This is a genomic window from Qipengyuania seohaensis, from assembly GCF_002795865.1.
Lineage (GTDB): Bacteria > Pseudomonadota > Alphaproteobacteria > Sphingomonadales > Sphingomonadaceae > Qipengyuania > Qipengyuania seohaensis.
Genome location: NZ_CP024920.1, coordinates 728,040 through 740,743, shown reverse-complemented (window position 1 = coordinate 740,743; position 12,704 = coordinate 728,040). Strand labels below are relative to the sequence as shown.

Annotated in this window: 7 protein-coding genes; 1 reads left to right on the top strand and 6 read right to left on the bottom strand. The window is 62.5% G+C overall.

The features are described from left to right. The first annotated feature begins 105 nt into the window (after positions 1-105). On the top strand, positions 106-1,074 hold the full coding sequence (locus tag CVE41_RS03655) for a hypothetical protein (RefSeq protein WP_157799387.1): 969 nt from the start codon (positions 106-108) through the stop codon (positions 1,072-1,074). A gap of 6 nt (positions 1,075-1,080) precedes the next feature. On the opposite strand, the gene CVE41_RS03650 is transcribed toward CVE41_RS03655, so the two are convergent. The 6 genes from CVE41_RS03650 to CVE41_RS03625 form a co-directional block, all read right to left on the bottom strand. Further along, positions 1,081-2,577, bottom strand: a complete 1,497-nt coding sequence (locus CVE41_RS03650) for a tryptophan halogenase family protein (protein WP_100259428.1) — start codon at positions 2,575-2,577, stop codon at positions 1,081-1,083. Beyond that, positions 2,574-4,610 carry a glycoside hydrolase family 97 protein gene (locus tag CVE41_RS03645; RefSeq protein WP_100259427.1) on the bottom strand — a complete coding sequence of 679 codons (2,037 nt, stop codon included), beginning with the start codon at positions 4,608-4,610 and terminating at the stop codon, positions 2,574-2,576. Before CVE41_RS03645 ends, CVE41_RS03650 begins: the two co-directional genes overlap by 4 nt. Beyond that, complete coding sequence (locus tag CVE41_RS03640; protein WP_232725784.1) at positions 4,607-6,193, bottom strand: alpha-amylase family glycosyl hydrolase; 1,587 nt, start codon at positions 6,191-6,193, stop codon at positions 4,607-4,609. The genes CVE41_RS03645 and CVE41_RS03640 overlap by 4 nt, the downstream gene beginning before the upstream one ends. Next, entirely contained in the window at positions 6,190-8,031 is a 1,842-nt protein-coding gene (locus CVE41_RS03635; RefSeq protein WP_100259425.1) for an alpha-amylase family glycosyl hydrolase, read from the bottom strand. The genes CVE41_RS03640 and CVE41_RS03635 overlap by 4 nt, the downstream gene beginning before the upstream one ends. Beyond that, a complete protein-coding gene (locus CVE41_RS03630) occupies positions 8,028-9,545 on the bottom strand; it encodes a tryptophan halogenase family protein (RefSeq protein WP_100259424.1) in 1,518 nt (505 codons plus the stop codon). The genes CVE41_RS03635 and CVE41_RS03630 overlap by 4 nt, the downstream gene beginning before the upstream one ends. A gap of 119 nt (positions 9,546-9,664) precedes the next feature. Continuing rightward, positions 9,665-12,460, bottom strand: a complete 2,796-nt coding sequence (locus tag CVE41_RS03625; RefSeq protein ID WP_100259423.1) for a TonB-dependent receptor — start codon at positions 12,458-12,460, stop codon at positions 9,665-9,667. Positions 12,461-12,704: the final 244 nt, after the last annotated feature.

Sequence of the window (12,704 nt, the reverse complement as noted above, 5' to 3'; positions counted from 1 at the left end):
TCTTTGTCCGCTCAAGGGGGTAGGAGAGTGAAACGCTTCATCGCGGGTCAATCAAGACGCGTTCATGGTGAAGACAGAAAATTCCTTGAGGAGGGTACGCGCGCCGTGAGCCGCAATTCGCACATAAACATCCGCTTCGCTGCCATCGCTGGCGGCCTGCTCGCTCTTTCGGCCTGTGCCACACCGCCTCCTCCTCCTCCCCCGCCGCCGCCCCCTCCGCCACCCGCGCCGGTTGTGATCCCGCCGCGTCCGGTCCCGCCAATGGGTGCAACCACCGGCATGACTATTCCGCTGGTAGCCGTCGATGGCGTGCGCCAGACCGTCAACGCGAACCTCACCCCGGCACAGACCGTGTGGAACCTGCGCTCCGCGCTGAACGTTGCGGCGCTCAATTGCCCCGAGCCGCAGGCGACGATGCTGGTCGACAATTACGGCGCCTTCCTGAAGCGCAACGCGCGCCAGCTTTCGGCGACCAACCGCGCCCTGCAGGGGGAATTCCGCCAGAAGTACGGTGCGACCTACCGCGACGTGCAGGATTCCTACATGACGCAGGTCTACAACTACTTCGCGCTGCCGCCCGCCATGGGCAATTTCTGCGATGCCGCGCTGGCAGTCAGCCGCGACGCGCTGACCGCAGAGGTCGGAACGCTCGATAGCTTCGCCGCTGTCGCACTCCCGCGGATCGAGAGCGTCTTCAACGATTTCTACCGCGCCTACGAACAGTACCGCGTGAACCTTGCCGCGTGGGATTCGAAATACGGTCCGCCAACCGTCACGACGACTGTCCAGGGCTACACCAATCCGCTCAGCCCCGGTGTCAACGTCGCGCCGGGCGATACCCTGGTGAATTCGATGCCTGCAACCCAGCCTGTCACGGTAGCCGGAGAGACACAGGCACCTGTCGATCTTCCGCCGTCTGCTGGCGTACAACCCGTCATCGTAGCGACGCAGGACGACGAGACCGGAGAGACGGTGTCGACGCTGCCCACCGAGGGTCCGATTTTCCAGTCGGGTGAAGTGGTGCAGGGCCAGGCGCAGGCCGGGCCGGACGACACGCCCGATCCGCAACGCTAGGGTTGCCTAAACCGGAGCGTACTCCGGGAAATTGAGCGCGCAGGCAGCAAGCAAGGTGCGGGCTGCCTCGCGATCCGCAACGTCCAGGCCGGGCGGTGGTGCCTGCATCTTGGCAGGCGGAGGAAAGGTGCCGTAGCCCGCGAACAGCGCATGCCAGCTCATCGGGGCGTATGGCGCGGCGGGACCGTATGCCTTGGCGTTGGCCTCCTCGATCGAGCCATGCGTGAACCAGGCCGTCATCATCGCTTTGAGGTTGTCCGATAGCGTCTGGTTCGCCGCGTTCTGTCGCCAGTAGTCCGTGTCGCCGCGCTGGTTCATGCGATAGTGCGCAACGATATAGTCGCGAATACCTTCGTAACGCGCGGCGATCCTCTGGTTGAAAGTGTCACGATGCGTATCGGTGAATCCGGCGCTCTCGTAGGCCTTGGCGAAATCGAGCGCGGTCGCGATGACGATATGCAGCGCCGTTGCCTCCAGCGGCTCGATGAAGCCTTGCGACAGGCCGGTGGCGAGGCAATTGCGTACCCAGCTATTCTCTAACCTGCCGACCTTCATCTTCAGGAAGCGCGGCTGAGCTTCGTCTGCGGCGACGCCCAAAGCATCTGCCAGTTCGGTGGCGGCATCGTCATCGCTGATGTGGCGTGACGAATAGACATATCCATTCCCCACCCGCGATGTCAGCGGGATCGACCAACGCCAACCTGCGCTCATCGCGATGCTTTCGGTCTGCGGAACGATCGGCTGCGTATGCGGTGTCGGCATGACCACGGCGGAATCGTTGAACAGGTTCTCCGCGAAGGGCAGGAACTGCGCACCGAGTTTCTGCTGGGCCAGCATGGCAGCAAAGCCGGAGCAGTCGACGAACAGGTCGCCTTCTATGCGCTCCCCGCCTTCGCAAAGCAGGGCCGCGATATCGCCGTCCTGTGCAAGCTCCACCTCTTCCACCTTCAGGGGGCGATGCACGACACCGCGAGGGACTGCCCAGTCGCGCAGGAATGCGCCGAGCTTGTGGGCATCGAAATGGTAGCCATAGCTTTGCGGGAAGGGGAAGTTCGCGTGCGGCACAGGGCCGCGCTTCGATGAGGCGAGCTGTGCCGCCAGGAACCAGGCGTCGGGGTGTGCGGGCACGTCTATGCCCCGGCGGCGGAGGGCGCAATTCTTGACGAAGCCTGGCTCGGTATGGAGGTCGACCGGACCCGGGAAGGGGTGGAAATAGCTCTCGCACCCCTCTCGCTCGCTCCAGCCGGTGAAGCGGATGCCAAGCTTGTAGGTAGCATCGCAGGCCGCCATCCACTCCGCCTCTTCTATGCCGAGGTGGTCGAAGAATGCCTTCAGTTGCGGCGTGGAGCCTTCGCCAACGCCGATGATGCCGATCGCCGGGCTTTCCACGACGGTGACCCTGCCGCCGCGTGCAGCCCACTCGTGGTGCAGCAGGCAGGCGGTGATCCATCCTGCGCTGCCGCCGCCGAGGACGACGACGCGAGGAGCGGAGCCTGTGCTCACCCCTGCGGCACGAACTCGATCGCGAAGCCGCCTGCGGGTGCAAGGCGGAGATCGAGCGTCTGGTCGGCGGTTACGGTCATGGTCTCGACCTCCATCGCATGGCGATCCTCGCCAAGTCCATCGGCTTTCGCGCCGTCACGCCAGATCGTTGCGGCATAGGACTTGCCGGGATCGAGGAAGGACAGTGGGACCGATGCAACACGTTCCTCTGCATCGGTAACTGCGCCAACATACCAGTTCAGCGTATCCCTATCGCGGCGGGCAATGATGGCGAATTCGCCCACTTTGCCATCGACGAGAAGGCTTTCTGCCCAGTCGGCCGGAACCCGCTTTACGAAGTCGAGCGCGCGCGGATACTTCGCCAGGTTTTCCGGCAGGTCGGCGACCATCTGGATCGGCGAGTAGATCGCTACGTAGAATGCCAGTTGCCGCGCAAGGGTGCTCGGCAGGTCAGGGGCGGTCGCACCGCGCCCTTCGAGCGAAAACACGCCAGGCGTATAGTCCATCGGACCCGACAGCATCCGCGTGAAAATGAGTTCCGGCACATGGCCCGGATCGTTCTTCGGAACCGCCCAGGCATCGTATTCAGCGCCGCGAGCGCCCTCGCGGCTCACCCAGTTCGGATAGGTCCGGCGAAGGCCGGTGTCCTTGATGGGTTCGTGCGGATTCATGACGATCTTGTGCTCGGCTGCCTCTTCAACGACCTTCAGGTGATGGCGGACCATCTCCTGCCCGTCGTGCCAGACGAAGGTCTCGCCCATGCCGCCTTCACCGGCAGGCGCGATGATCCCGCCAGCATCGGCGACATAACCGCTCTTCACCGCATCGATGCCGAGGCTTTCATAGAAGGCCATCGCGTCTTCGAGTTGTTCTTCGTATACCTTGATATTGCCGCCCGTTTCGTGGTGGCCGATGATGCGCACGCCCTTTTCCCGCGCGTACCGGGCGACTTCGACGATATCGAAATCGGGATAGGCGGTGGTGAAATCGAACTCGCGGCCATTGCCGAACCAGGTGCCGTCCCAGCCCAGGTTCCAGCCTTCGATCAGGACGCCGCGAAAGCCGTTCTCTGCGGCGAAGTCGATGTGCCGCTTGGCGTTTGCGGTCGTCGCGCCGTGCTTTTCACCGCTTGCCCAGCTGCTGTCATCGAGGTGCATTTCCCACCAGATGCCGATGTACTTGTGCGGGGTGAACCAGCTGACGTCGCCGAGCTTGTTGGGCTCGTTGAGGTTGAGGATGATGTTGCTTTCGAACAGGCCCTTAGGCCCGCCCGCGATCTGGATCGTGCGCCACGGCGTGGTGAAGGCGCCTTCGCGGATTACCTTGGGACCGCGCGGCGATGGCGCCAGCTGGGCGCGAAAACGGGTGTCGTCGATGCGGCGCAGCCACATGCCCGAATAGTCGATCAGTGCCGCCTCGTGGAAAGAGAGGTGCAGGCCGTTGTCGAGCACCATCGTCACCGGCGTGTGCACGGTAGAGAGCGCGCTCACTGGGGTCTTCGAATAGAGATATTCGTAGCGGTTCCAGTCGCCAGCGGGAATCGACCATGCCGTGCCATCGGCAGCGATGTTGAATTCGGTCAGTTCTTCCGCGATGCGATAGACGGGCTGGCGTTCCGTTTCCGGGAATTCGACGCGGAAGCCGAGGCCATCGTCGAACACACGCATACGCACGGTAATCTCGCGCGCGTCTTCATCGCGCTGGCGGAAGGTGAGGGCCAGTTCATTGTGAATGTCCTGCACCCACTGGCGCTCCCCCCACGGCTGCTCCCAGGTGCTGGCGTGGCTTTCCTCGCGAAAGGCGACCACTTCGAAATTGCGGCGCATCGGGTCGGCGTCGGTGAAAGCGAAGCCGAGGTTCGATTTGGCGATGACCGGCACGCCGTCGCGCGTGACTTCGTAATAGGGAATGCCTTCGCCGTCCGCGTCTAGCGTTACCGCGATACGCCCGTCGGGCGAGGTGACCGTTTCCGCTTGCGCCGCAGCGATCGGCAGGAGCGAGGCACCGATGAAGAGGGCGATATGGCGGATCATGTGTCGGTCTCCAGGATGATGGCGGCGAAGGGGGGGAGGGCGGTCGGCTCGGCCCCATTGATCGCAAGCAATGTGCGGCCTTCGCAATCGTCGCATTCAACGGGCTTGCTGCCGAGATTGAAGCGGCAGCGCAGCCGCTGGCCGCCGGCTTCGCGCACCAGTTCCAGCAAGTCGCCGTCGTGATTGCATTCCACCACGTGGCCATGGTGCAGGGCCGGGTTCGCCTTGCGCAATGCAATCGCCTGTCTGGTGAATTTGAGCAAGGAGTTCGCATCGCCTAGCTGCGCTGCGACGGAACGGGGACGGTTGTCGTCGCCAACCGGGAGCCATGGCGCGGTGCTGCCGAAGCCGGCACATTCGCTATCGTCCCAAGGCATGGGGGTACGCGCACCGTCGCGGCTCAGCGTCAGCGGCCAGTTCGCGATCGCCTCGGGATCGTGCAGCTGGTCGAAGGGGATATCGACCTGTGTCAGGCCCAGTTCCTCGCCATAATAGAGGATCGCATTGCCGCGCAGGCTCATCAGGAGGAGAGTCTTGAGGCGCGCGAAAGCCTGGCGGTCTTCCGGCGTGCACCACCGGCTGAGAGCACGGGGCGCATCGTGGTTTTCGAACGCCCAGCTGGGCCAGCCGAGGTCCGGTTCTTCCGGCCATTCGGCGAGGGCGGAACAGACCAGCTGCGGCGTCAATGCCTCGGCGTAGAGGAAATTGAACCCGTACGCCGAATTGAGGTGTGTTTCGCCTTCGGTAAAGGCTTTCATCTCGCGCACGGCATCGTCGCCGCCGACTTCGGCGACGGTGAAAATACCGTCGAATTCGTCGGTCAGCGCGCGGATGCGCTCGATGAAGGCGGGAATGTCCGCATGGCTCTGGTTGTAGGTCTTGAGCTGGAAGTCGAACGGCCGGGTGCGCTGCTTGTCCGTCGGCGGGGCGGGCGGATTGTCGCGCAATTGCGGGTCGTGCATCGCGAAGTTGAGTGCATCGATGCGGAAGCCGTCAACGCCGCGCTCGAGCCAGAACCGCATAACATCCAGCACAGCCTGCTGCGCTTCGCGGTTGTGGAGGTTGAGCTGGGGCTGGCTGGATAGGAAGTTGTGCAGGTAATATTGCCCACGCCGCGCGTCCCATGTCCATGCCGGGCCGCCGAAGACCGATTGCCAGTTCGACGGGGGCGAGCCGTCGGGCTTGGCATCGGCCCAGACATACCATTCGGCCTTGGGATTATCGCGGTTCGATCGGCTTTCGGCGAACCATTCGTGGTCGTCCGATGTGTGCGAATAGACCTGGTCGATCAGCACCTTGAGGCCGAGTTCGTGTGAGCGGGCGATGACCGCGTCAAAGTCTTCCAGCGTGCCGAAGATCGGGTCGACGTCGCAGTAATCCGAAACGTCGTAACCGAAATCCTTCATCGGCGACTTGAAGAAGGGCGAAATCCAGATCGCGTCCGCGCCAAGTTCTGCAATGTGCGGCAGGCGCTGCGCGATGCCCGGAAGATCGCCGATCCCATCGCCATTCGAATCCATGAAGCTGCGCGGATAGATCTGGTAGATCACCGCACCCTTCCACCAAGGCAGCTTGCCGCTCATTCGGCAGTCTCCGCAACGCGGCAGACGGCCCATCCGAAGGCGGGAAGCGAGAATGTCGCGCTGCCTGGCGCGGTGACGGCAGCGGGGCAGGCGCCTGCAAGCTGCTCGAATAAGCGCGCATCGTAGCCGAGCGTTACATTGGCTTGCTGCACTTCGCCGCTGGTATTGAAGACTGCGAGATATTCACTCCCGTCGCCGGGATCGAAACGGCTCACTGCGAAGATGCCGGGTTCCTGTTCGTAATGGCGAACAACCTGACGCCCACGCAGCAATGCCGGATGGGCGCGCCGCATCTGCGAAAATTCGGCAATCAGGCGGAACAGCGGGTGGTTCTCGTCGAAATTGCTGTCTGCCGTAGTCGCATCCGTCCCAAGTAACCGGTTATCGTTGTAAACGGCGGTTTTGGAGGGAAACATGTCTTCGCGTGCCAGCTGGTCATTGCCATCGCCGACAAAGCCCTGCTCGGCCCCGTAATAGATCACCGGCGAACCACGCAGCGCCAACATCATCGCATGTCCCAGTTTCACGCGGGCTAAAAGCTCTTCCTGCGAGATATCGGGCATGTCCGCTTTGATAAGCGTCGAGAAGCGTCCCACGTCGTGATTGCCAAGGAACGTGGGCAGCGTCAGTGCGGTTTCTACCCCGCCCTCATACAGCACGTCGCCTTCGAACAGCGTGCTTAGGACATGCGTACCTTCGCCGCGGCCCAGCACTTCGCGCATGGCTGCAGCAAAGGCAAAATCGAGCACGGCAGGCAGTTTGTCGCGACGGGTGTACTCCGCAAAGTAGCCCGCGGTCGGAATTTCCGAAGCGACTTCGCCGAACATATGAAAGTTGGGGATGCCTGCCTCTTCGGAACATGCTTCCAAAGCGGGCACGAAGGTTTGCCAGAAGCCGGGGTCGACATGGCGGGCAGTATCGATGCGGAAGCCGTCGATACCGGTACTCCGCACCCAGCCGCAATAGATCTCGATCATTCCGTCGCGGACGCGAGGGTGTTCGGTGAAAAGGTCGTCCAAACCGACGAAATCACCCTGTCGGCTGCTTTCCCCGGTGAAGGTCGTGTCCCCGCGATTGTGGTAGTAGATCGGATTATTGAGCCAGGCTGGGACCTTAACCTCGCGCTCTGCTTCCGGCACGTAGGGCGTGTAGGCGTAGGTCGGATCGGTAAGACGGGCGAAGTTTTCCTCACTCGAATCCTCGTGACCCGAAAATCCATTGTTTATCGGCTCACCGTTAAGCCCGCCGCGCGTCGAGTAGGGATAATCGCCAAGGCTGCGATAGGCATAACCGGTCTCGTCGCCCTCGGCGTAGCGGATCACGTCGGCGGTATGGTTGGTGATGATGTCCATGTAGACCTTCATCCCGCGCGCATGGGCGGCATCGACGAAAGTCTTGAATTCCTCGCGCGTGCCGAAATGGCCGTCCGGACGCGTAAAATCGGTCACCCAATATCCGTGATATCCGGCGCTTTCGTCGCCCTTCGGCCCCTGAACCGGCTTGTTCTGGAAGATCGGCGCGAACCAGATCGCGGTAACACCGAGATTTTCAAGATAGTCCAGACGCTGCGTAAGCCCCTGCAGGTCGCCGCCGTGGAAGAAGCCCTTGTGCGACGGGTCGAAACCCGTTTCCAACCGTCCGCCGGTAAAATCGCCGAGGTCGTTGGCGGTGTCGCCGTTCTCGAAGCGGTCGGGCAGGACGAAATAGACGATTTCCTCGCTTGGCAGGCGGTCGCGGAAGCTTTTCTCGGCGGCGACCGGCGTGCTTTGCGGCGCGGTCTCGGCGTTTGCGCATGATGCAAGGCCAAGGGCGAGAAGCGGGAGTGTCAGGCGGATCATGCGGAAGCTTCCTGCTGGGGAGAGAGATTGGCGAAGCGGGTTAGGAAATCGCGATGCGAGGGCATTTGCTGCGCTTCTTCGACGAGCGCTGCTTCGGTCCCGTCGAGCAGCTTGCGCAAATCGTCGCCGCTTAGCGCGTCGGCGAGGCGGTTATAGTCGCGCGCCTCGATGCCCTGTCCGGCGAGAACCTGGAACCAGCCCACTTCGGTGAACAATTCCTCGTGCTCGCGGTGGATGAAACCGGTGGCGCGCCAGTTTTCCAGCTTCGCCGCCAGCGTGTCCGGTAGGGCCATGTGCCGGACTGCGTCCCAGAAGGGCTCGCCCTCGCGCTCGTTGGCCGAGTAGTGAAGGACGAGAAAATCGCGGATGCGCGTCCATTCGAACTGAGCCTGGTCGTTGAACCAGTCGATGATGGCGGGATCGGGCGTCTTGCCCGGAAGGACCGACAGGAACCGGCTGACTGCGCTTTGCACGAGGTGGATGCTGGTCGACTCAAGCGGCTCCATGAAGCCCGCAGCTAGCCCCAGTGCGAGGCAATTGCCGTTCCAGTGCTTCTGGCGCTTGCCGGTAGTGAAGCGGATCGGCTTTGGGTCGGCCTGCGGCGATCCGTCGAGATTGCCGAGCAAAAGCGTCGCCGCCTCGTCATCGTCGAGGTGGGCGGATGAATAGACCAAGCCGTTGCCGATGCGGTGCTGCAACGGGATGCGCCATTGCCAACCCGCCTTGTGCGCGATGGAGCGTGTGTAGGGCGTAAGGTTGCCGCCATTCTCACACGGAACAGCCATGGCGCGGTCGCATGGCAGGAACTGGGTCCAGTCGTCGAAACCCGTCTCCAGCGCTTGCTCGATCAGCAATCCGCGAAAGCCGGTGCAGTCGATGAAGAAATCCGCTTCGATCCGGCGGCCATCGCCCAAATCGACAGCGGTCAGAAATCCGCTTTCGGCGTCCTGCTCGACATGGGCGATCGTGCCCTCGACACGGGCCACTCCGCGCTGTTCGGAATAGTTGCGAAGGAAAGCGGCATAGAGCCCGGCATCGAAATGATAGGCATAGGGCATCGCCGGCGAATGCGCCGTCCGCGGCCCGCGGCGCATCTTGAGCGTGCGTGCGGCCATTTCGTTGAGCGAATAATTGGCCAGCGGCCTGGCCCAACCGGCCTGTTTTGCGCGCAGCCAGTAGTGGTGGAACGGCAGCAAACCATGGGCCCGTCCGACGGGGCCGAATGCGTGCATGTAAGCTTGGCCGGGGCGTTGCCAGCCATCGAATTCGATGCCCAGCTTGAAGGTTGCCTTGGTTTCGCGGAGGAATTCGGCTTCGTCGAGGCCGAGCGCGTTGTTGAGTAAGTGGATTTGCGGGATCGTGGCTTCGCCGACGCCGACGGTTCCGATCTCTGCGCTTTCGACCAGCGTGACCCGGTGCGTGGCGGGCAGGAAGCGCGCAAGCATGGCGGCCGCCATCCAGCCAGCGGTCCCGCCGCCGGCAATGCAGATATCGAAGGTTTCCTGGTCGGTCACGAGCTCACCCTATGGGAGCCTGCCGGGATTGCCATCCTTGTAGGGAAAGTTGTCCCGGCAGGCTGGGAGGCCGGACGGTGGAAGTGCTTGCGCATATCCGCCGCCCGACCGGAGGAGCCTTAGAACTTGTAGGTAAACCCGGCGAGGAAACGACGACCGTATTCCTGGTAGTCGATTACTGCGCGCGGTTCCGGCACATCGAATTGCGACACGAAGGGCTGGTTCGTAAGGTTCTGGCCCTGGACGTAGATCGACAGGCCTTCCAGCGCGCTACCCGGCTGGAATTCGTAACCGATCTGGGCATCCACGATGGTTTCCGCACGAGCCAGGCGGCGCGTGATGTTGCCACCGAAGCCCGTGAAGTCCGCGAGGAATTCGGAGCGATAACGCACACTACCGCGGGCGCTGAAGCCGTTGAGATCGTAGTAGAGCGTGCCGTTGGCCACCCACTTCGAATAGCCCGGGATCTGGTCCACATTGCCCTGGGCATTCTCGATCTCGGTCTTGGTGTAGCCGACGCCGCCAGTCGCACCGAAGCCCTGAAGGCCCGAAACGAAGGCATCGAACGGCACCGTTGCCGAAAGTTCGGCACCGTAGAATCCACCGCCGCCGGTGTTCACTTCAGAGCGCAGCAGGCCGACCGTCGTGGCGGGCGGGTTGCCTGCCGGGAGCGGGAAGGCGCTGTAATCGAAGACCTGGGCGTCGCCGTCGATGTAGCTGACGATATCCTTGTAGAACAGCTGGGCTGCGACGACACCGGCGCCGCCAGCGAAGTATTTTTCGACGTTGAAGTCAACTGCATTGGCTCGGAAGGGACGCAGGACAGGGTTGCCGCCACCGCCATCAATGTAGGGGTACTGGCCCGTCGGGCTCTGGCCATTGTTGGTTTCGACGATCCCGTAGTCGATCGCGACGCGCAGGTCGTCGAGCTGCGGGCGCTGGATCTGGCGGCTGGCCGCCAAACGGATTACCCATCCGCTATCGAAACGCAGCGACAGGTTGGCGCTAGGCAGTATGTCCCAGAAGTTGTCGCCAAGCGACAGCGGTACCCTATCGTCCGGGGTGGAATCGTCGCCGTCGAGATCGACGAATGCGACACCGGTCGAATTCTGCTCGGTGTTAATAGCCTGGACGCCGAAGTTACCGGTCAGCTCACCCGCGCCGAGGTCCTGCTGGATGTCGAACTGGAGGTAGGCGGTCATCAGTTTTTCGGTGATGCCGTATGCCTTGGCCGGGATATCGTTGCTGTCGTTTGCTTCGAGGATCAGCGTACCGTCCGCAATTAGGCCGCGCACGTCGTAGCTGACGATCGGGCCGAGGCCGAGATAGCCGAGGTCGGTCGGACGAAGGAGCGCGCTGCTCGGGATCGCAAGCTCGGTTGCGCCACCCGACGGCATGACGAAGAATTCGTCAGGCGTGAGGCTCTTGCTGCGATCGGTGTAGGACAGGCCGAAGTTTGCCTTGGAGATGAAGCCTTCAAGCTCTTTTGCAACGCCGAGGCGGTACTGGAACAGTTCGTCTTCGATGATGCGGTTGTTGTAGTAACCGGCCTGCACACGGCTGCCACCCCAGCCCAGCGGGTCGGTCAGCACGATCTGGTTGGGATCGCTGTAGTCGAGCGTCGGCTGGAAGCTGGTGCCTTCGGTGTTCGAGAAGAACTGGATGGTGTCGGTTGCGCCGACGCCGGCGTTGTAACCGGTGCCCGAATAGCTTTCGATGCTTAGCTCGTTGCGGTCGGTGCGCGAGAAACCGAAGTCGAAGAAAGCGCTCCAGCCATCATCGCCTTCGTAATCGAGGTTGAGGCCGCCCGAATAGAGATCGGCTTTGCGCTGGAACACGTCGTTACGAACCACGCCTTCGACGTTTTCGAAGGTGCCCTGCTCGGCAAATCCGCCAAAGGGACCGTCGACGACCGTCGCGGTGCTCGGATCGAAGGTCGTACCGAACGCACCGAAGCCGAGCGGCAATTCGATGCCGCGCTTGGACTGGTCATCGTCGAAGTTGGAATAGAAACCGTCGAGCGTGACCATCAGGGTCGGTGACGCTTCCCACTGGAGCGTGCCGTTCACGCCGATGCGGGTCAGCTGTGTGGAGGTGACGAAGCTCTTGTTGCCGCCGATGACGAACGGGCTGCCCGGTTCGCCATTGCCCGCATAACCCCAGGCGTTGAATTCCTGCAGCTGGTAGGGCTCGTCCGTGTACGCGGCCGACAGCGCGATGCCGAGCGTGTCGTCGGCGAACTGGTCGACGTAGGTCGCATTCGCGCGGTAGCCGAATTCCTTCGAACCCGCATTCAGCGCGCCGAGGTCGGCATAAGAGCCCTTCGCACCGATGGCGAGGATCTGCTGACCCGTCTCGAGCGGGCGGATGGTGCGCACGTCGATCGTGCCGACAAGACCCTGGCCGACGAGGCTTGCCGACGGGCTCTTGTAGACGAGCACCTGGTTCACGACTTCGGACGGGTACTGATCGAATTCGACGGCGCGGTTGTCGCCGGTCGAAGTCTGCTCGCGACCGTTGAGAAGGGTCTGCGAGAAGTCGGGGCCGAGGCCGCGAATGGCAATGACGTTGGCGCGGCCGTTGAGGCGCTGCGAGGTCACACCGGGCAGGCGGGCGATCGATTCACCGATCGAATCGTCGGGCAGCTTGCCGATGTCTTCGGCAGTCACCGATTCGAGGATCAGGTCGCTGTTGCGCTTCTGCGCGACGGAGGTGGCAAGCGATTCGCGAAAGCCGCTGACGATGATGACGTCGCCTTCGTCGGCTTCATCGACCGGCTGGCCTTCTTCTTCCTGAACGGTGGTTGCCGGCTGCGTATCCTGTGCAGCAGCGACCGACGGGTACAGGCCGCCGACGAGTGCCAGTGCCAGAACCGGAACGCTGCTGGTCCCGGCAAGATGCTTGCGAAATGCCATTTCTGTGCTCTCCCAGATGGCCGTCCTGTATCGTTGGCAGGTCCGGCTCGAATACCCCACAGGCGGCGGAACACCGGCCTGTATGCGACTATGGATATGTCCGGCCGGGGGTCTGGCGATAGACAGCATACGTATACGCATACTGCCGCCGAAGCCTTGAGGTGCGGAAATGTCACAGGGCTCGAGGGCCGAATTCCGGTGAAGATTGGCAGTTTTGCCGGATAGTCCTATGGTCGGGCTATGG